Origin of the sequence: Actinosynnema sp. NPDC049800 (assembly GCF_040656635.1) — a bacterium.
In the GTDB taxonomy this organism is placed as follows: domain Bacteria; phylum Actinomycetota; class Actinomycetes; order Mycobacteriales; family Pseudonocardiaceae; genus Actinosynnema.
The window spans coordinates 279,364-298,256 of sequence record NZ_JBFAMT010000004.1 but is presented as its reverse complement, the minus strand read 5'-3'; the positions used below and the strand labels follow the sequence as shown (position 1 = coordinate 298,256).

The window sequence follows — 18,893 nt, the reverse complement described above, 5'->3', positions numbered from 1 at the left end:
CTCCTACCGATCGGTAACACAACTCTAGCCCCTGTTACTGGCCGGTAACCACCGTGGTCGCCCTGTCGGGTCGGTCACAGAAGGCCCGGATGGCCAGGAACAGCCCGAACCCGAACGGGGACAGGACGATCGTGAGCGCCAGCAGCGGGCCCATGAGCAGCGGGTGCAGCCCCAGGCGGCGGCCCTCCCGGTACATCCACGCGCCGATCAGCAGGTCCCACGCGATCACCTGCGCCCAGACCGCCGAGGCGCCCCAGGACGTGGCCAGGAACTCTTTCAGCGTGTCCAGGTCCGGACTGCTCATCGTCGCCCACAGCTGCGGCAGGTGCCCGGCGACCATGCCCGTGTAGACGGCCAGCGGCGGCACCGCGATCAACGGGGACGAGACGATCCGGCTCGTCAGGGCGGCGTGCGGGGCGAAGATCATCAGGCCCCAGAACGGGACGGTGAGCCAGAACGTGATCTGGAAGAGGAACCCGGTCATGCTCGCACGACCTCCTTCTGGTCGTCGGTCGTGTCGGTCGTGCGCAGGGTCCTCGCGATCACCGCGGCGGTCCAGGTCGCCACGGCCAGCGCGCCCAGCGCGGTGAGCAGGTCGGGGCGCAGCAGCGGCTGGCCGCGCAGCGCCTGCCACGTGACCAGGGCCATCAGGCCCGCGTAGGCGATGGTCAGGCCCCAGGCGAGCTTCGGGGTCGCGCGCCGGCCGAACAGGGCCACGGCCAGCGGGATGACCTGCAGGGCGTGGATGCCGACGAAGTGCGGCACGCGGAGGTCGCCGCCCTCGGTGCTCCAGCCGGTCAGCGGCATGTAGGGGCCGCCGTCGGGCACGCCGACGCTGTGCGCGCCCACGATCCCGGCGTCGTCGTCCTGGCCGGGTGCCGGCTTGGTCATGAGGGTGCCGAGACCGAGGCCGACGAGCGCGAGGAGCAGGCCGAGCCGGATGGAGAGCCCGGTCGCGCGGTCGCTGAACCTGGTGATCAGCAAGGCCGCGGCGATCACCGCGTGCATGATCCAGAGCGTCAGGATGCTGTAGGTCATGATGTCCCACAGCAGTTGGTCGAACGGGGTGCCGACGTTGAAGTGGCTTCGGGCGCCCCGCAGCACCTGGCCCACGATGACCGCCATCTCGGCGGCGGAGGCGAGCGCGATGACCGTACCGGCCCACCAGCCGACCCGGCGGAACCTCGTGACGAGGGTGAGCATCCAGGCCAGCGTGACGGCGTAGAGGCCGAGGGACACGGCGAACTTGAACGGCTTGAACCAGATCGGCGACCCCACCAGAATCCGGTCGTCGGCGACCAGGCCGACCAGTGAGACGGCCGTCATGGCGGCCATGAGCAGGGAGAAGAGCATCAGCGGCGGGTGCCAGCGCAGGATGCGGGTCATGGACGACTCCTAAAGATGGATAGCAGCACTTTCTACTATCGGATAGCTACAGTATCCATGCTGAGGTTCGTCTCAGGAAGGGGTCGTGCCCGATGCGCATCGCCGAGTTGAGCCGTCGCAGCGGCGTGCCCGTGGCGACGATCAAGTACTACCTGCGGGAAGGGCTGCTCCCGGCCGGTGAGCTGACCAGTCCGAACCAGGCCAGGTACTCCGACGACCACCTGCACCGGCTGCGGCTCGTCCGGGCGATGGTGGAGCTGGGCGGGCTGTCGATCGCGGCCGTGCGCGAGGTGCTCGGCGCGTTGGACGACCCGGAGAAGTCCCTGCACAAGGCGATGGGCACGATCTCGGCCGCGGTGGCGCCGCCGGACCTCGGCGCGGACGACGAGGTGGCGCACGAGCAGGTGCGGGCGTTCCTGGAGCGGCAGGGGTGGGTGTGCCGGCCCACGTCGTACGCGTTCAAGGCGCTGGTGGGCGTGCTGGCGACGGCGCGCGAGGTCGGGCACGAGCGGTTCGCGGACCTGCTCGACGGGTTCGCCGCCGCCGCCCGGCCGTTGGCCGAGGCCGACCTGGGCTACGCGCTCGGCGCGGGGACGAAGGACGAGGCGCTGGAGAGCGTCGTCGTGGGGACCGTGCTGGGTGACGCGGCCATGGCGGCCGTGCGCGCGCTGGCCCGACGTGAGCTCTCCGGCGTGCGCCAGGCCGAGGAAACCCCCGCCCAACCGTGCTCCGACACCTGACCTCGCGGGTCGAACCTCCAGGTCCCGCGTCCTGAACGTCGGACACGCGGGCCCTGGAGGTAGGACACGCGCGGGGTCAGGGCTCGGGGGTCGGGGTCAGGGCCTCGGAGAGGGCGTCGGCGGTCAGGGCGATCTGCCAGGTTCGGGCGCCGCCCTCGCGCAGCGCCGCGGCCACGCCCTCGGGGGAGACGTCCGCCGGCGGCTGCCAGCACGTGCGCCGCACCAGGTCGGGCAGCAGCAGGTTCTCCACCGGCAGGGTGTTCGCCTCGGCCACGGCCGTCAGGGCGGTCCTGGCGGCCGCCAGACGTGCCGCCGCGACCGGGTCCTTGTCCGCCCAGCGGTTGGCCGGCGGCGGGCCGTCGTGCTGCTGCGACGGCTCCGGCAGCTCGTTGCGGGGCAGTGCGGCGGCGCGTTGCAGCGCGCCCAGCCACACGCCCACCATGCGCCGTTGCGCACGTCCGCGGAACACGGGCAGCGCCAGCAGCGCCGCCTCGTCGGAGGGGTTCTTCACCGCGGCGTCGACCAGCGCGGCGTCCGGCAGCACCCGACCCGGCGCGATGTCGCGCTCACGGGCCAGCGCGTCACGCGCCTCCCACAACGCCCGCACCGCGGCCAATTGTCGCGGGCTGCGGATCCGGTGGATGCCCGACGTGCGCCGCCACGGTTCGGCGCGCGGACGCGGCAGGGGCGCCGTGCGGGCCGCCTCGAACTCCTCGAGCGCCCACTCCAGCTTCCCCTGCCGCTTGAGCTCCTGCTCGAGCACGTCACGCAGCTCGACCAGCAGTTCGACGTCGAGGGCGGCGTAGTTCAGCCAATCGGCGGGAAGGGGGCGGCGCGACCAGTCGGCCGCGCCGTGCCCCTTCTCCAACCGGTAGCCCAACAACCGCTCGACGAGCGTGCCCAGCGCCACCCGTTCGAAGCCGGCCAGCCTGCCCGCCAGCTCGGTGTCGAACAACACGCTCGGACGCAGCCCGAGTTCGGCGAGGCACGGCAGGTCTTGCGACGCCGCGTGCAACACCCACTCGGTCCCGTCCAGCGCCTCGACCAGCGGATCGAGCCGACCGCCGAGGGCGATCGGGTCGACCAGCACGGTCCCGGCGCCTTCCCGGCGCAGTTGCACCAGGTAAGCGCGTTGCGAGTAGCGGTATCCCGAGGCTCGCTCGGTGTCCACCGCAACCGGACCCGTCGCTCCGGCGAGCGCATCAGCGGCACGCCGGAGCGACGGTGCGTCGGCGACGACAGGCGGAACGCCGTCAGCGGGTTCCACCAGCGGCACCGGATCAGCACCGGTTGGTTCGGTTGGCTCGTCGGAGGGTACGTCCACGGCGGAAGACCCTACGACGAACGCACCACTCGCGGGTGTGTTCGGCCGGTTCAGTGTGCCGACCTGCTCAGCGGATCACGCCGGCACGCATGGCCAGCGCCACCATCTGAGCCCGATCCCCGGTGCCCAGCTTGCGTCCGATCCGCGACAGGTGAGACTTCACCGTGAGCGCGGAAAGGCTGAGCGCCTCGCCGATTTCCTTGTTGCTCTGGCCATCGGCGACCAGCTGGAGGACCTCGACCTCACGCGCGGAGAGCTCCCGCGGCGTGTTGTCGGTGCCCGGCACCCTCGTGCCCGCGGCAAGCACGGGCGCGACGCTCGGGTCTGCGTAGACGCCGCCGTCGAGGACCCTGCGCACCCCGTCGGTGACCACCATCGGCGAGGCGGACTTCAGCAGGTACGCCTGGGCGCCTGCCTGGAAGGCCGACCTGACCGCGTAGGGGTCGTCGGAGGACGCGAGGACCACGATGCGGGGCCAGCCCTGGGCACGGAGTTCCGTGACCAGGTCGATGCCGGTGCCATCCGGCAGACCCAGATCGAGGATCGCGAGGTCGCACGGTCCGGTAGCGAGTGCCCGCGCCCGAGCCTCCGCAACCGAAGCCGCCTCATGCACTGTCCCGGCTCCCATCTGGGTGAGCCGAGCCGATATCGCCTCCCTCAGCAGTGGGTGGTCGTCGACCACCAGCACTGAAAAAAGCTCCTCCCGCGGGTGCGGGACCATGTTCGCCGGCAACGTGCCGGCTGGCGTGGTACGAACGGCCTGACCTAAGCCGACGGCAGCCACGTCACTACCTCCCTGGAGTCGGTCGTGCCCCCCGACCGGCACCGGGACTTTCGTCCAATCAGCCGCGCCACTGATCGACCGAAAGTGGTGTCGTCTGGGGCAGCGTAGCCGCCCAAGCGGGTCTACGGGACGATCAATCGGGTATCTATCCCGAATGAGTTGTCACTGATGGCCCCCGCTGTCACACGATCGGCTGACAACTCGATCGGGCACGTAACGCGAGCGGTTCTCACGACGACATCAAGGAGTTGCGGGTGGCGAGCACCACAGGTCGAGGCCGGGCCGAGGAACTGCTGGCCCGGGTGCCCCTCGTCGACGGGCACAACGACCTGCCGTGGGCCCTGCGCGCCTTGGTCGCCGAGGGTGAATTCGGTGAAAAGTCAACAGCCGGCGATCCGGCCTCGGCCGTCTCGATAGTCGACCTGGCGGTCCGGCAGCCCGCCCTGCAGACCGATCTGGTCCGGGCGCGCGACGGCCGGTTGGGCATGCAGTTCTGGTCCGTCTGGGTGCCCTGCCAACTGGCGGGCGACGCAGCCGTCACCGCCGTGGTGGAGCAGGTCGAGCTGGTGCACGACCTCGCCGCGCGCTACCCCGACCACCTGCGCATCGCGACCACCGCCGACGAGGCTGAACGGGCCTTCCGGGACGGGCGGATAGCCTCCCTGATCGGCGCGGAGGGCGGACACAGCGTCAACGGCTCGCTCGGCGTGCTGCGCGCGTTGCGGCGGCTCGGCGTCCGGTACATGACGCTCACTCACAACGAGAACACGCCGTGGGCGGATTCGGCCACGGACCAGCCCGTGCACGGCGGGCTGACCGACTTCGGGCGCGACGTGGTGCGCGAGATGAACCGCATCGGGATGATGGTCGACCTGTCGCACGTGGCGCCGTCCACCATGCGCGACGCCCTGGAGGTCTCGACGCGGCCGGTGCTGTTCAGCCACTCGTCGTGCCGCGCCGTCGCCGACCACCCCCGCAACGTGCCGGACGACGTGCTCGCGCGGCTGCGGGACAACGACGGTGTGTGCATGGTGACGTTCGTGCCGCAGTTCCTGTCGCAGGCCTACGTCGACTGGGACGGCCGGCTGAAGGACGCGATGGAGGCGGCGGGGGAGAACCACAACGACCTCGACGCCCGCAACCGGTTCGCGGACACCTGGCCGGCCGCCGGCCCGACACCGCGCGTGACCATGGACGACGTCCTTGCCCACCTGGATCACGCCCGTGAGGTGGCCGGTATCGACCACATCGGCCTGGGCGGCGACTACGACGGGACGCGCAGCCTGCCGGAGGGCATGGAGGACGTCTCCTGCTACCCGGACCTGATCGGCGCCCTGCTGGATCGCGGGTGGAGCGAGGACGACTGCGCCAAACTCGCCGGTCTCAACGCCCTGCGGGTCCTCCGCGCCAACGACTGACCCGCCTCGCTGCCGGCATCGGCGCAAGGTCGGCACGCCGACCGGGGGCAGGCCCGGTAGGGGCGGAAGCGCGGGTCAGCGAAGGGTGCTCACGCCCACCGGGGGCAGGCCCACGGCGGTGGCCATGACGTCGTAGAACGCGGTGCCGTGGGCCACCAGGTCGGCGGTGCGGGCGGTCCAGGAGGCGCGCAGTTCCAGGTCGTCGGTGCGGGCGGGGCCCGCGATGTCGCCGAACCGGGCCGACGAGGTCTGCGTGACGGTCCCGCCCAGCGCCAGGAACTCCGCCCCGGCCACCTCCAGCGCCTCCACCAGCCACGACCACCCGACCTCGGGCAGCAGCGGGTCGGCGGCCAGTTCCGGGTCCAGCTCCACCCGCACGTAGGCGACCAGCCGGAACACGCCCGACCACGCCTCGACCCCGTCCGGGTCGTGCAGCAGCACGAGCCGTCCGGAGGACAGCTCGTCGGCGGGCCCGGTCACCTCTGCGGTCAACGCGAAGGCCCAAGGCGCAAGCCGTTGCGGCGGGCGCACCTCGGTCAACTCCAGCTCGGGTCGGGTTCGCACCGACCGGAGCGTCGCCACCGCCCGCTGGAACAGTTCGGGCTCCGTCACACCACGGACTGTAGGCCCCTAAACCTCGGAACGTGAGCGCGGCACGCCGTGCCTGGAGACGCCGCCCCAAGACGCCCACCACCCGGCCCGTGGGAGCATGGAGGGCGAGATGAACGACATCACCGAAGCCCCGTTGCTCGTCGCCGCGCGCGGCGGCAGGCCGTCACGCACCCCGGTCTGGTTCATGCGCCAGGCGGGTCGCTCCCTGCCGGAGTACCGCAAGCTGCGCGAAGGCACCGCCATGCTGGACGCCTGCATGGACCCGGAGATGGTCTGCGAGATCACCCTCCAGCCGGTGCGCCGCCACGACGTGGACGGCGCGATCCTGTTCTCCGACATCGTCGTGCCGCTGAAGGCCGCGGGCGTCGACCTGGACATCGTGCCGGGCACCGGGCCGGTGGTGGCCAAGCCGATCTCGACCGAGTCCGACGTCAAGGCCATCCCGCAGCTGCACGAGGAGCAGGTGCGCCCGGTGGCCGACGCGATCGGGCTGCTCAACGCCCGGCTCGGGAACGTGCCGCTGATCGGCTTCGCCGGCGCGCCGTTCACGCTGGCCTCGTACCTGGTCGAAGGCGGCCCGAGCAAGAACCACGAGCGCACCAAGGCGCTCATGCACGGCGACCCGCACCTGTGGCACGCGTTGCTGGACCGGCTGGCGGGCATCACCGCCGAGTTCCTGCGGGTGCAGGTGCGCGCGGGCGTGAAGGCGGTCCAGCTGTTCGACTCGTGGGCGGGCGCGCTGTCCGAGCGCGACTACCGCGAGTTCGTCCTGCCGCACTCGGCGAGGGTGCTGCAGAGCGTGAGCGGCGTGCCGCGCATCCACTTCGGCGTCGGCACGGGCGAGCTGCTGCCGGCGATGCGCGAGGCGGGCGCGGACGTGGTCGGCGTCGACTGGCGCACGCCGCTGGACGTGGCGGTCGAGCGGCTGGTGCGGGCCGCGCCGGACCTGCCGAAGCCGGTGGTCCAGGGCAACCTCGACCCCGCGCTGCTGTTCGCGGGCCTGCCCGCGCTGGAACGCGAGATCGAGCGGATCAAGCACGAGGGCCGGGCCGCCGCCGGGCACATCTTCAACCTCGGCCACGGGGTGCTGCCCGACACCGACCCGGACGTGATCACCCGGGCCGTCGAGCTGGTGCACCGAGCCGCATGAGAGCGCTGCGAGTGGCGGTGGTCGGGGGCGGGATCTCCGGCCTCGCCGCCGCGCACCGGCTGCGCCACCAGCTCGGTCCTCGGGCCGGGATCACCGTGCTGGAGCAGTCCGACCGGCTCGGCGGCAAGCTGCGCACCGCCGAGGTCGGCGGGCGCGCCTACGACGTGGGCGCGGAGGCGTTCCTGAACCGCCGCCCCGAGGCCACCGGGCTGGTCGCCGAACTGGGCCTGGCCGACCAGCTGGTGCACCCGGCGAAGGTCGCCGCGAGCATCCACGCCGCCGGCGACACCCGGCCCATCCCCGCGCAAACCCTGATGGGTGTCCCCGCGTCGGTCGACGCCGTGCGCCAGGTGTTGTCGCACGAGGGCCTGCGCCGGGTCGCCGCCGAACCCGACCTGCCGCCGATCCGGCTGGACGGCGCGGACGTGTCCGTGGGCGCGCTGCTGCGCGAGCGGTTCGGCCCCGAGGTGGGAGACCGCCTGGTCGGGCCGCTGCTCGGCGGTGTCTACGCCGGTCGCACCGACGTGCTCGGGCTGCGCGCGACCATGCCGCAGCTCGCCCGCGCGCTCGACTCGGGCGTCGGTTCGCTGCTGGCCGCCGCCGCGACCACGATTCCCGCGCCACCCCAGCCGAGTGTCACCCGACCGCCGGTCTTCGGCACGCTGCGCGATGGCCTGTCGACGTTGGTCGACCGCCTCGCCGAGGCGTCCGCGGCCGAGATCAGGTTCGGCCTGCCGGTGCGCGCCCTGATCCGCCGCGAGCACGGGTGGCGGCTGGAGATCGGCTCCGCCGCCGCGCCGCGGCACCTGGACGTGGACGGCGTGGTGCTCGCCGTGCCCGCGCCCGCCGCGCGCAAGCTGCTCGCCGACGTCGCGCCCGCCGCGGCCCGCCGCTACGCCGAGGTCGAGCTGGCGTCGATGGCGGTGGTGGCGCTGGCCCTGCCGCCCGGCACCGAGCTGCCCGAGCGGTCCGGCGTGCTGCTGGCGGAGGACGAGCGGGCCGCCGACGGCGTGCCGTTCACCGCGAAGGCGTTCACCTTCTCCAGCCGCAAGTGGGCGCACCTGGCCGGCGAGCCGGTGCTGGTGCGCGGCAGCGTCGGCAGGCACGGCGAGGCGCACCTGTTGCAGCGCGACGACGACGAGCTGATCGCGGCCGTCCGGCACGACCTGCGGCAGCTCACCGGCGTCACCGCCCAGCCGATCGACGCCGTGGTCACCCGCTGGGGCGGCGGCCTGCCCCAGTACGGCGTCGGCCACCTCGACGTCGTCCAAGGCATCGAGGACGCGGTCGACGCGGTGCCCGGCCTGGCCGTGGCGGGCGCCACGCTGCACGGTGTCGGCATCCCCGCGTGCATCGCGACCGGGGACGCCGCCGCCGCGCGTGTCGCCGCTCACGTGCTGCCCCGCGCCGGGTGAGTGAGAGGATTGGGCCATGGCCCGCCTGAACTACAACGAACTCAACGACACCATCCGCTACACCATGTGGTCGGTCTTCCGGGTCGAGCCCGGTCGCCTGCCCGACGACCGCGGTCCGGCGGCCTCCGAGGCGCAGGAGTACCTGGACGGCCTGGAGTCCAAGGGCGTCGTGGTGCGCGGTGTGTACGACGTGGCGGGCCTGCGCGCGGACGCCGACTACATGATCTGGTGGCACGCCGAGGAGATCGAGCAGGTCCAGCAGGCCTACACGGGGTTCCGCCGCACCGCCGTCGGCCGGGTGTCCACCCCGGTGTGGAGCCAGGTCGCGCTGCACCGGCCCGCCGAGTTCAACCGCAGCCACATCCCGGCCTTCCTGGCGGGCGAGGAAGCGCGCAAGTACGTGTGCGTATACCCGTTCGTGCGGTCCTACGAGTGGTACCTGCTGCCGGACGAGGACCGCCGCCGCATGCTCGCCGACCACGGCAAGGAGGCGCGCGACTACCCGGACGTGCGGGCGAACACGGTCGCGTCGTTCGCGCTGGGCGACTACGAGTGGATGCTGGCGTTCGAGGCCGACGAGCTGCACCGCATCGTCGACCTCATGCGGCACCTGCGCGGCACGGAGGCTCGTCTCCACGTGCGCGAGGAGGTGCCGTTCTACACCGGCACCCGCGTGCCGGCCGCCGAGCTGGTCACGAACCTGCCGTAAGGGCGGCGACGACGCGCTTGGCGTGGGCGCTGCCGACGTGCGCGCCGAACGTGCCGAGCACGATCCACGAGCCGTCCCGGAACACCAGGCCGAACCGTCCCCGCGCGAGGAGCCGGGGACGGCGCCTGGCCGCCGCCACGACGTCGCGCGGCGCCGCCCAGGCCACGCTCATCCGGTCGTCGGCGGCGACCAGGACGACGACCCGCTGCGACGTCACGGCGAAGAAGCTGTGCCCGGTGACGACCGCTTCGAGCTGCCTGGCCGACGACCCGGCCGGGCCGTAGCACGTGCGCCCGCCGATCCAGCTCTCCGGGAAGTCGGCCGGCAGGTCGAGCGACGGCGACGCGAACGCCACCCCGCCGACGCCGGCCAACGCCTTGCCGACCCAGCCCTTCGGCTCCGGCACGGCCCGGTTCACCCGGTCGGCGACCCGACCCGCCGGCGTGGTCCAGAAGTCCGGTTCGGCCCCGCCGCGCGCGCCGTAGGCCACGCCCACGGACGTGATCGCGAGCAGGGCCTCACCGGGGGCGAGCACGCGCCGCGCGTCGTCCCCCCACACCTTGAGGTCGTCGACCAGTGGCATCAGTCGTCGTCGGTGGCGTAGTTGTAGACGTCCTTGCCCATGTTGAACAGTCCGCCCGCCGGTCCGCCGGGCACCGATTCGCCCAGCACCTGGCCCAGCGGGATGCGCACCGGCGCGGTGTAGATCGACTTGGCCACGCCGAGCGCGATGCCTTCCTTGCTGAACGTGCCCGCGGCCTTCTTCAGCGCCTTGATCGCCTTCAGGCCCGCCTTGTACGCCTTGGCGGCCTCGGCCAGCTTGCGCAGCATGTTCGAGAGCTTCATCAGCAGGTCGGCCAGCTTCTTCACGATCTTGAAGACCTTGCCGAGGGTGGCCGCGGCCTTGGCGGCGGCCGCGGCGGCGCCGGCGGCCAGCGACGCGCCGAAGCTGACCACCGAGAGCGCGAGGCTGACCAGCAGGTCGGTCACCAGCATCATGATCAGGTCGATCACGAGGTCGATGATCAGGTTCGCCGAGTCGACGCAGCCCTTGGCGGCCTCGACCAGCATCCCGGACGTGTCCTGCACGTTCTGGGCGAGCTGGTCGATCTGCTCCTCGATCTCGGTCAGCCTGCCGTTGAACTTGTCCGCCGCCGGGCCCTGCCACACGCCGCTGACGGCCTGCCGCGCGCTCGCCTCGTCCGACACGATCGCGCGGATGTCGGTGGCGGCCTTCTCCCACGCGTCGGCCGCGCGGATCAGGTCGTCCGGATCGCCCGCGACCCAGTCGATGGCTTCCAGGAACGGGTTGAGCAGCGGCCGGATGATGCCCTGGACCGGGCCGGGGCAGCCGTTCAGGAAAGTCTCGATCTTGTTGTTGACCTCGACGGTCGTGCTGGGACTCATCCGCCCACCTTCTTAAATCGCCAGCCCTTCGAGGCCTTGGACGATGTCTGTGAGGATCTCTCCGATTCCGCCGTCGACGCCCTGGTAGTCCTCGGCGGTGTCGCGCACCGATTCGGCGATGTCGCGCATGGCCTCGGCGCATTCCTTGAGATCGTTCATGGTCGAGGTGACGCGCTCTTCGTACGAGGCGTAGACGTCACCGCTGGACGGCATCTTGCCGAACGACTCGCGGCCGACCTTCGCGGCCTCCAGAGCGGCCATGACCTGGTCGAACCGGTCGCCCCGGCGGACCGACGTGCCCGCGAACTCCAGGATGCCGTCGAGCTTGACGTCGAACTTCGCCGTCATCGCGCCACCTCCCCGATATCGATCCCTCGGACGGTCGCGAACACGCTCTGGTTCCACCGGATCGCGAATTGCGCCGCCGTTCGGTGCACTAGCCTGCGGCAGACAGTAGTACAGCGGATCGAGGGCGCGATGCGAGAAGATCTCGAACAGAAGCTGGCGCGGATCACCGAACTCGCCGAGCAGAAGCAGCAGCAGGCCGACGAACTGCAGGGACAGCTGGCCGGGCTGCGGGTGACCAGGAAGTCGGGTGACGGGTTGCTGACCGCGACCGTGACCGCGAACGGCCAGCTGGTCGACCTGCGCATCGACGACCGGGCCCTGCGCAACGGCCGCGAGCTGGCGGCGAACCTGCTCAACCTGGTGTTCCAGGCGTCGGCGGAGGCGTCGCGGCAGGTGCAGGCGCTGGCCGCGCCGCTGTTGGAGGACAGCTCGATCGACCCGTCCGAGCTGGGCCTCGGCCCGACGCCGCCGGTCGTGGCGGGTGCGCCCGGGATGCCCGGACCCGGCGGTCCAGGGCCTGGCAGTCCAGGGCCGGGTGGGCCTGGTGGGCCGTACCAGCAGCCGCCCCAGACGTTCCAGCAGCCGGTGCGGAACTACCCGCAGCCGCCGCCTCCGCCGCAGCCGTTCCAGCAGCAGCCGCCGCCCCCTGCGCGCCGCCCGCCGGTGGACGACGACCCGGACGAAGGTGGCTCGATCTTCCGCAAGGACACGTGGTGACACGGGCGGAGGGACGCCCGACCTCGGACGCCCCTCCGCTCCGGTCCGCGGTTACCGGGTGAGCCGGTAGGCGCGGATCACCGAGTGCTCGAACGTGTTGCCCGAGCTGTCGGCGCCCTTGGCGCGCAAGGACGCGAAGCCTGCCTGGTCGGCGTTGCGCACGAGCGCCGCGCCACCGACGACGGGCACCTTGGACCACGTTTTGCCGTCGTCGAACGACACCTCGACCTCGACCTTGCGGACGCGGCCGTTGTCGGCGCCCTGCTGCTGCTCCACGGTGAACGGGATGCGCAGCAGGCGTCCGGCGGGCGTGCCGCCGTTCGCGTCGAGCTCGGGCGCGAACCGCACCACCGAGATCGGCAGCTTGCGGAGCTCACCCTCGGGCACGGTGTCCGAGCGGAACGTCCACGTGCCGGTGACCCGCGAGCTCAGCTCGGAGATGCCCGGCGCCCGGACGAAGTCGACCTCCGCGCGGTAGTCCGCCGCGCCACCGGGCACGGTGAACTGCCCGCTCGGCCTCGGCACCTCGCCGATCTCGGCCCCGTCGCGGTAGAGCGCGGTGCGCGCGGTCTCGTGGGCGGACCCGCCCAGGTTGTTCGCGCCGTCGTTGAGCAACGGCACCTGCACGAGCAGGTGGTCGCCGATCCGGGAGAGGTACTCGTAGCGGGACGCGGGCAGGCCGGGACCGTAGACCGGGAAGTTGAAGCTCTCCCGGCCGCGCTCGCCGGGCCGGTAGGCGCGGTCCGGCGACCGGTAGTCCGCGACGAACCCGAACTCGCCCTGGAGCTGGGCGAACTGCCAGACCCACTTGAGATCGGCGGTGTTGACGTAGTCGACCGCCGCGCTGCCCGGCTTCACCGGGAACAGCACGAACCAGCCACCGGAGCCGTTGGGGCCGATGGCGCCGCCGCCGTGGATGAACTCGTCGGCGGCGGGGCCGGGGCCGAACCTCGTCCGCACCTCGGCCAGTTCGCGCTTGGCCGGCGCCCGGACGAAGCCGGTGGGCACCCGGCCGTGCTCGATCCACGAGAACCGGTAGGAGACCTGCGCGCCGTCGACCGGCGTGCCCTTGTACTGGGCGCCGATCGTGACTTCGAGCTGGTCGTCGGCCAGCGCCGGGCCGGTGTGGGCGATCGTGGCGTTCTCCGGGAACCCGTCGAGGAACGCCACGCCGTACCCGGTCCGCCGGTCACCGATCGTGCGTTCGAGGTTGATGTCGCCGATGAACGCCACCGCGCCCTGGTCGGGCGGCGTGATCTTGATGGGCTTGGCGGTGCGGGCGTCGAACGTCAGGGAGACGTCCCCGGTGAGCATCAGCGAGGGCTGCGGCAGCACAGCGAACCGGCCGTCTTCCACGTCACCGGTGACCACCGTGGCGGACACCAGGTACTCGCCCTTGGGCAGGCGGGTGGTCACGGTGTTGTCGGTGCCGTCCAGGAACGTGAACGTGTCGTTGTCCAGGCCCATCACCGTGCCGCTGTAGCGGGTGGGCGCCTGGCCGTCGGCGTCGAGGAACGTCGCCTCGACCTCGTAGCTCTCCACCTCGCGGTCGACGGCCACCGGCGTGCGCAGGACGTCACCGGCGACCACCGTGCCGGAGAACGCGCCGTCGACCGCGCCGACCCTGGTGTCCGCGGTGACGGTCACCTTGGCCTCACCGCCGGCGGGCACGGTCACGGTGGTCGGCGCGACGGTGAACATGCCGGCGGGCGCGGGCTTGCCGTCCGGGCCCTTGGCCTCGACGGACACCGGGAAGGTGACCGGCGCGGCGCCGCCGTTGCGGTAGGTCAGCTCCTTGGTGACCGGCGTGTCGTCGGTGTGCGGCCACTGCTGCAGGCCCATGGACAGGCTGACGGGGTCCGTCGTCACCGAGGTGGTGATGGCCTCGGCCAGGTCGACCCGGCCCGCGCCCTGGTCGAACGCGGTCAGCGCCGGGTTGTGCTCGGCCGACGCCATGAGCGCGGCCTTGATCTGCGCGCCCGTCCAGTCCGGGTGCTGCTGCGCGATCAACGCCGCCGCGCCCGCGACGTGCGGCGTGGCCATGGAAGTGCCGGACAGCGCCACGTGGTGCTCGTCCACGGGCGTGCCGATGCTGCCGGTGGCTGCCTTCGCCGCGACGATGTCCACGCCCGGTGCGGTGATGTCGGGCTTGACCGCGCCGTCGCCGACGCGGGGACCGCGGCTGGAGAAGTACGCGATGCTGTCGTCGCGCTCGACCGCGCCCACGGTGAGCGCGGCGTCCGCGCTGCCCGGCGAGCCGACCGTGCCGGGACGGCCCGAGTTGCCCGCGGCGATCACGAACAGCGTGCCGCTCTGGGCGGACAGCGTGTTCACGGCCTCTTCCAGCGGGTCGAGCTCCGGTGAGTCGTTGCCGCCCAGGCTCAGGTTGACCACGTCGGCGCCCTGGTCGACGGCCCACTGCATGCCGCCGAGGATCCACGACTCGGCGCAGCCCTGGAGGACGCACACCTTGCCGTCGAGGATCTGGGCGTCCGGCGCGACGCCCCGGTACTTCTCGCCGGAGCTGGCGATGGTCGCGGCGACGTGCGTGCCGTGGCCGTCGACGTCGGTGGCGTCGGGGTCCTCGGTGAAGTTCTGCTCCGCGACCTCCTTGCCCGTCAGGTCGGGGTGCGCGCCGTCGACGCCGCCGTCGAGGACCGCGACCTTGACGCCCTTGCCGGTGTGCCCGGCCTGCCACGCGGTCGGCGCGCCGATCTGGGCGGTGGAGCGGTCGAGGCTGGGTTGGCGCAGGCCGTCGAGCCAGACCTTCTTCACGCCCGGGTCGTTCACCAGGGCCTGGAACGTCGTGCCGGCCTCGGCCTTCGCCGTGGTCGCGGCGACCGCGCCGACGGTGGGCAGCGCGCGGGTCACGTGGACGCCGCCGGTGCGCGGCTGGTCGCCGGTGATGATCAGCGGCAGGGTGTCGCGCCGCGCGTCGTCGTAGCCGGCCTCGACCAGCCCGGTGACGTCGAACAGGCGCAGGTCCAGCTTGCCCTCGGCCACCGCGTCGAGCGCGTCGGCCGGCACCACGTGCAGGTTGCCGTCCCGGTGGAACGTGTGGACGACGACCCCTTCACGGCCGGGGCCGGCCCGCAACGAGCCGGACGTGGGTCCGTTGAGCAGGACTTGGTCGCCCGTGATGAGGGTGACGGTCGCCAGGCGGTGCCCGGCGACCTGGTCGTGCCGCTCCGGTGTCGCGGCGGCAACCCCCGTTGCCGTGCCTGCCGCGAGCCCGGCCGCGAGGGCGGTGGCCGCCCACCCGACCCAGAGCCTTCGTGATCTCGACGTCAACGCAGATACCTCCCGAATCTGGTTGTCGCGCTGCGGAAACGCGCGCGTCGGAAGGCGCCGCCGGCTCACGGTGCGGCGGAGTACCGGAACAGTCGAAGCCCCCCAACGACTTCGACGCTATCCACCCGTCAGGGTGAAGACAGCGTCTCTTCGTGGGGAGTTCACCCCTCGAACGGGGTAGCCGGTGATCACTCACCGTCGATGGTGTGCGAGAGGGGGCATCCGATCGAGCGAATGCCCCCTCTCGTCACCCGATCTCGCTCAGCCGATCTTGTAGGCCCGGATCAGGGTCTGCTCGAACGTGTTGCCGTCGCGATCGGCGCCCTTCACGCGCAGCGAGGCGTGCCCGGCCGCGGCGGGGTTGCGCACCAGGGCGGTGCGCCCGACCACCGGCGCCGACGTCCACGACTTGCCGTCGTCGAACGACACCTCGACGGAGACCCGGTCGACCCGGCCGTTGGCCGCGCCCGGCTGCTGCTCGACCACGAGCGGCACCCGCAGCACCCGGCCGGCGGGCGCGACGCCGTTCGCGTCGAGCGCGGGGGTGAACCGGACCACGGTCAACGGCAGCGGCGCGAACCGGTCACCCGGCACGGTGTCCGAGCGGAACGTCCACGCGCCGCTGACCGCCGTCGAGAACTCCGAGACGCCCGGCGCGCGCACGGCTTCCGCCTCGACGCGGAAGTCGGCCGCACCCGGCGGCACGAGGAACCGGCCGGCGGCCGCCTCGCCCGTCTCACCGACCACGACCCCGTTGCGCAGCAACGTGGTCCGGGCCGACGACGTCACCGACCGGCCGGCGTTGCCGTCCCGGTCGCCGAACAGCGGCAGCGAGAAGCCGACCACGTCGCCCGCCCGGGCCAGGTACGGGAACGGGGACCTGGGCATGGCCGGCCCGAACACCGGCCGGTTGAACCGCTCGTGGTACGTGCGCCCCGGCTGGTGGGTGCGCAGCGGCGAGTCGAACTGCGCCTCGATCCCGTCCTGCCCGAACTGCGCGAGCGACCACACCCACTCGACGCCCGACGGCGTGGTGGCGTAGTCGAGGGACCTGCCCGGAGCGGTCACCGTCGTCTCGACGCCGAGACCGCTCAACCCGCCGGGCAGCACGGGGAAGCCCGCGAACCGGTGCTCCTTGCCCGCCGGACCGGCGGCGAACTCCGACCGCACCTCGGCCAGGTCCCGCTTGGTCGGCGCCCGGACCAGGCCGGTGGGCGCCTTGCCGTGCTCGGCCCACGACAACCGGTAGGTCACCGGCGTCGTGCCGACCGGTGTGCCCACCGCTTGCGTGCTCACCAGCACGGACACGTCGGCGGCGGGCAGCTCGGGGCCGAGGTGCCCGATCGACACCGTGCGGAAGCCGCCCGCGAACCCCGCGCCCAGGGCGGTCACCAGCTCGCCGTCCCGGCTGCGGGTGATCAGCAGGTCGCCGAAGTCGGGCTCCGCCTTCGGGTCGGGGAACGTGATGGAGATCGGTTTCGCCTTGCGCGCGTCCACGGTGACCGCTGTGGTGTCGCGGCTGACGCGCAGGCTCGGCTGCGGCAGCACGGCGCTGTTCGTGCCGTCGGTCAGCACCTCGCCCACGAACATGTACTCGCCCACCGGCAGCCGGGCGGTGGCCTTGCCGCCCGTGCCGCTCGGCACCACGAACTTGTCGTTGTCGAGACCGATGACGAACGCGACGTAGTCGACCGCGGGGTTGCCCTCCGCGTCGATGAAGTCGAACGCCACGTCGTAGCTCTCGACCTCGCGGTTCACGCCCACCGGCACGCGCAGCTCGACGCCGCCGCCGGAGGCGAGGACCGTGCCGCCGTACGCGCCGTCGGCGGTCGCCGCCTTGGTGTCGGCGGTGACGGTGGCCTTGGCCTCGCCACCCGCGGGCACGGTGACCGTGGTGGGGCTGACGGTGAACACACCGGCCGGCGCGGGCGTGCCGCCGGGTCCCTTGGCGTCGATCGTGAGGTCGAGCGTGACCGGTTGCGTGCCGGTGTTGCGGACCGCGAACTCCTTGCTGGTCGCGACGTCGTCCTCGTGCGGCCACTCCTGCAGGCCGAGCGCGAGCGACGGCGGGTCGGCGGTCACCGTGGTGGTGATGGCCTTGGTGAGGTCGACGCGGCCGGTGCCCTGGTCGAACGCGGTCAGCGCCGGGTTGTTCTTGGCGGAGGCCATGAGCGCGGCCTTGAGCTGCGCGCCGTTCCAGTCCGGGTGCTGCTGCGCGATCAACGCCGCCGCGCCCGCGACGTGCGGTGTGGCCATGGACGTGCCGGAAACGGCGATGTGCTTGTTGCCAACGGGTGTGCCGATCTGGCCGGTGCTGGACTTGGCCGCGACGATGTCCACGCCGGGCGCGGTGACGTCCGGCCTCGGCGCGCCGTCGCCGACGCGGGGGCCGCGGCTGGAGAAGTCCGCGATGGCGTCGTCCCGCTCGACCGCGCCGACCGCGAGCGCCGCGTCCGCGCTGGCCGGCGAGCTCAGCGTCTCGGGGCGACCGGAGTTGCCCGCGGCGACCACGAAGAGCGTGCCGGTCTGCGCGGACAGGGTCTCGATGGCCTGCTCCAGCGGGTCGACGTCCGGGGTGTCCGTGCCGCCCAGGCTCATGTTGATCACGTCGGCGCCCTGGTCGGCGGCCCACTGCATGCCGTCGACGATCCAGGACTCGGCGCAGTTCAACGAGCACACCTTGCCGTCGAGGAGCTGCGCGTCCGGCGCGACACCCCGGTACTTCTCGCCGGCGCTGGCGACCGTGGCGGCGACGTGCGTGCCGTGGCCGACCAGGTCGCTGTTGTCGGGGTCTTCGGTGAAGTTGCGCTCCACGACCTCGCGGCCGGCGAGGTCGGGGTGCGTCTGGTCGACTCCGCTGTCGAGCACGGCGACCTTCACGCCCTTGCCGGTGAACCCGGCCTGCCAGGCGGTGGGCGCGCCGATCTGGGCCACCGAGCGGTCGAGGCTCGGCTTGCGGATGCCGTCCAGCCAGACCTTCTTCACGCCCGGGTCGTTCACCAGGCCCTGGAAGGCCGTGGCGGCCTCGGACTTCGCGGTGCGCGCGGCCACCGAACCGATGGTGGGCAGCGCGCGGGTGACCTCGACGCCGCCGGTGCGCGGCTGGTCGCCGGTGATGATCAGCGGCACGGTGTCGCGGCGCGCGTCGTCGTAGCCCGCGTCCACGAGTCCGGTGACGTCGAACAGCCGCAGGTCCAGCTTGCCGTCGGCGAGCGGCCGGGCGACGTCGCGCGGGATGACGTGCAGGTGGCCGTCACGCAGGAACCGGTGGAACGTGATGCCGCCGCGGTCGCGGCCCGGCGTGACCGACAGGAGCGCTTGGCCCGCGACGACGACCCGGTCGCCGGTGATCAGGGTGACGGTGTGCCGCTCGCCGTCGGCGACGTTGAGTGATGCTGATGGTGGTGGTGCGGGTGACGCGACAGCCGTGGCGGTGCCGGCGGCCAGTCCGACCGCCAGCAGCGCGGCACCCCAAGCGACGCCGCGCCTTCGTGATCTCGGATTCAACGCAGATACCTCCCGAATCTGGTTGAGCGCGCTGTGGAACGCGCCTGCGGGAGGCGGGGTGGAAGTGCGGTGAACCGATTGGACG

At 72.4% G+C, this 18,893-nt stretch carries 16 protein-coding genes; 6 read left to right on the top strand and 10 right to left on the bottom strand.

Annotation, left to right across the window (positions count from 1 at the left end; translation table 11 throughout):
- Nucleotides 1–34: 34 nt before the first annotated feature.
- Nucleotides 35–484, bottom strand: coding sequence for an ABA4-like family protein (locus AB0I91_RS08415; RefSeq protein ID WP_499636064.1), 450 nt, complete (start codon nt 482–484; stop codon nt 35–37).
- On the bottom strand, nt 481–1,386 hold the full coding sequence (locus AB0I91_RS08410) for a hypothetical protein (protein WP_499636062.1): 906 nt from the start codon (nt 1,384–1,386) through the stop codon (nt 481–483). The genes AB0I91_RS08415 and AB0I91_RS08410 overlap by 4 nt, the downstream gene beginning before the upstream one ends.
- A 92-nt stretch (nt 1,387–1,478) precedes the next feature.
- Between AB0I91_RS08410 and AB0I91_RS08405 the strand changes: the two genes are divergently transcribed.
- On the top strand, nt 1,479–2,126 hold the full coding sequence (locus tag AB0I91_RS08405) for a MerR family transcriptional regulator (RefSeq protein ID WP_498782765.1): 648 nt from the start codon (nt 1,479–1,481) through the stop codon (nt 2,124–2,126).
- Between the two features lie 76 nt (nt 2,127–2,202).
- Here AB0I91_RS08405 and AB0I91_RS08400 read toward each other — a convergent pair whose 3' ends face one another.
- Together AB0I91_RS08400 and AB0I91_RS08395 are read right to left on the bottom strand one after the other, a co-directional pair.
- The gene (locus AB0I91_RS08400) at nt 2,203–3,450 is read right to left on the bottom strand and encodes an HRDC domain-containing protein (protein WP_498782763.1); all 1,248 of its coding nucleotides are present in this window, start codon (nt 3,448–3,450) and stop codon (nt 2,203–2,205) included.
- A gap of 67 nt (nt 3,451–3,517) precedes the next feature.
- Nucleotides 3,518–4,234, bottom strand: a complete 717-nt coding sequence (locus AB0I91_RS08395) for a response regulator (protein ID WP_053718177.1) — start codon at nt 4,232–4,234, stop codon at nt 3,518–3,520.
- A 254-nt stretch (nt 4,235–4,488) separates the two neighbouring features.
- On the opposite strand from AB0I91_RS08395, the gene AB0I91_RS08390 reads away from it, so the two are divergent.
- Nucleotides 4,489–5,652 (top strand): dipeptidase, encoded by a 1,164-nt coding sequence (locus tag AB0I91_RS08390; RefSeq protein WP_499636059.1) that lies wholly within the window; start codon nt 4,489–4,491, stop codon nt 5,650–5,652.
- A 75-nt stretch (nt 5,653–5,727) separates the two neighbouring features.
- Here the strand turns inward: AB0I91_RS08390 and AB0I91_RS08385 are convergent, their stop codons facing one another.
- Nucleotides 5,728–6,264: a DUF3000 domain-containing protein gene (locus AB0I91_RS08385; RefSeq protein WP_498782760.1), complete on the bottom strand. Its 537-nt coding sequence runs from the start codon at nt 6,262–6,264 to the stop codon at nt 5,728–5,730.
- Nucleotides 6,265–6,361: 97 nt separating this feature from the next.
- Between AB0I91_RS08385 and hemE the strand changes: the two genes are divergently transcribed.
- From hemE to hemQ, 3 genes are read left to right on the top strand one after another with little or no spacing between them, the layout of a single operon-like run.
- A complete protein-coding gene (gene hemE / locus AB0I91_RS08380; RefSeq protein WP_498782758.1) occupies nt 6,362–7,414 on the top strand; it encodes a uroporphyrinogen decarboxylase in 1,053 nt (350 codons plus the stop codon).
- On the top strand, nt 7,411–8,829 hold the full coding sequence (hemG, locus tag AB0I91_RS08375; protein ID WP_499636056.1) for a protoporphyrinogen oxidase: 1,419 nt from the start codon (nt 7,411–7,413) through the stop codon (nt 8,827–8,829). The genes hemE and hemG overlap by 4 nt, the downstream gene beginning before the upstream one ends.
- Nucleotides 8,830–8,845: 16 nt before the next feature.
- Nucleotides 8,846–9,538 (top strand): hydrogen peroxide-dependent heme synthase, encoded by a 693-nt coding sequence (hemQ, locus tag AB0I91_RS08370; RefSeq protein WP_498782754.1) that lies wholly within the window; start codon nt 8,846–8,848, stop codon nt 9,536–9,538.
- On the opposite strand, the gene AB0I91_RS08365 is transcribed toward hemQ, so the two are convergent.
- From AB0I91_RS08365 to AB0I91_RS08355, 3 genes are read right to left on the bottom strand one after another with little or no spacing between them, the layout of a single operon-like run.
- A complete protein-coding gene (locus AB0I91_RS08365; protein ID WP_498782752.1) occupies nt 9,522–10,121 on the bottom strand; it encodes a hypothetical protein in 600 nt (199 codons plus the stop codon). The genes hemQ and AB0I91_RS08365 overlap by 17 nt on opposite strands.
- Nucleotides 10,121–10,945: a WXG100 family type VII secretion target gene (locus AB0I91_RS08360; protein ID WP_499608590.1), complete on the bottom strand. Its 825-nt coding sequence runs from the start codon at nt 10,943–10,945 to the stop codon at nt 10,121–10,123. Before AB0I91_RS08360 ends, AB0I91_RS08365 begins: the two co-directional genes overlap by 1 nt.
- A 12-nt stretch (nt 10,946–10,957) precedes the next feature.
- Complete coding sequence (locus AB0I91_RS08355) at nt 10,958–11,293, bottom strand: hypothetical protein (RefSeq protein ID WP_499636053.1); 336 nt, start codon at nt 11,291–11,293, stop codon at nt 10,958–10,960.
- Nucleotides 11,294–11,422: 129 nt separating this feature from the next.
- Here AB0I91_RS08355 and AB0I91_RS08350 point away from each other — a divergent pair, with 129 nt between their 5' ends.
- Nucleotides 11,423–12,010, top strand: a complete 588-nt coding sequence (locus tag AB0I91_RS08350) for a YbaB/EbfC family nucleoid-associated protein (protein WP_498782746.1) — start codon at nt 11,423–11,425, stop codon at nt 12,008–12,010.
- A gap of 51 nt (nt 12,011–12,061) precedes the next feature.
- On the opposite strand, the gene AB0I91_RS08345 is transcribed toward AB0I91_RS08350, so the two are convergent.
- Both AB0I91_RS08345 and AB0I91_RS08340 read right to left on the bottom strand, forming a co-directional pair.
- On the bottom strand, nt 12,062–15,301 hold the full coding sequence (locus AB0I91_RS08345) for a S8 family serine peptidase (protein WP_499636050.1): 3,240 nt from the start codon (nt 15,299–15,301) through the stop codon (nt 12,062–12,064).
- Between the two features lie 261 nt (nt 15,302–15,562).
- Nucleotides 15,563–18,808, bottom strand: coding sequence for a S8 family serine peptidase (locus tag AB0I91_RS08340; protein ID WP_499636047.1), 3,246 nt, complete (start codon nt 18,806–18,808; stop codon nt 15,563–15,565).
- Nucleotides 18,809–18,893: the final 85 nt, after the last annotated feature.